Source organism: Bacteroides sp. AM23-12, assembly GCF_003434395.1.
Taxonomy (GTDB): Bacteria; Bacteroidota; Bacteroidia; order Bacteroidales; family Bacteroidaceae; genus Bacteroides; species Bacteroides thetaiotaomicron.
In genome coordinates, this window is the sequence record NZ_QTLF01000111.1 from 1 (window position 1) to 656 (window position 656).

The window sequence follows — 656 nt, forward strand, 5'->3', positions numbered from 1 at the left end:
CAGTACCGGGATGAATTGTTGGACAATGTCCTTCCATTCTGGCTCGAACACTCTCAGGACGGTGAATACGGCGGTTATTTCAGCTGCCTGGACCGTGAAGGGAAGGTTTTCGATACGGATAAGTTCATCTGGTTGCAGGGACGTGAGGTATGGATGTTCTCCATGCTTTACAACAAAGTGGAAAAACGACAGGAATGGCTGGATTGTGCCGTTCAGGGTGGTGAATTCTTAAAAAAATACGGACATGACGGGAATTATAACTGGTACTTTTCACTCGACCGTTCGGGTAGACCACTGGTAGAACCATACAATATTTTCTCATATACTTTCGCCACGATGGCCTTCGGACAGCTGAGTCTAGCAACTGGTAATCAAGAATATGCGGACATAGCAAAAAAGACTTTCGAGATCATTTTGTCCAAAGTAAGCAACCCGAAAGGCAAGTGGAATAAGCTTCATCCGGGTACTCGTAATCTGAAGAACTTCGCCCTCCCGATGATTCTCTGTAATCTGGCTTTGGAGATCGAACATCTCCTGGATCCCGGCTATCTGGAACAGACGATGGTAACCTGTATCCATGAAGTGATGGATGTCTTTTATCGTCCGGAGCTGGGGGGCATCATTGTTGAGAATGTCGATATGGACGGTAATCTGGT

Annotated in this window: 1 protein-coding gene; it reads left to right on the top strand. The window is 46.3% G+C overall.

From position 1 onward, the window contains the following. Positions 1-656, top strand: a 656-nt coding sequence (locus tag DW640_RS23395) for an AGE family epimerase/isomerase (protein WP_199610475.1), incomplete at both ends; no start/stop codon positions are given.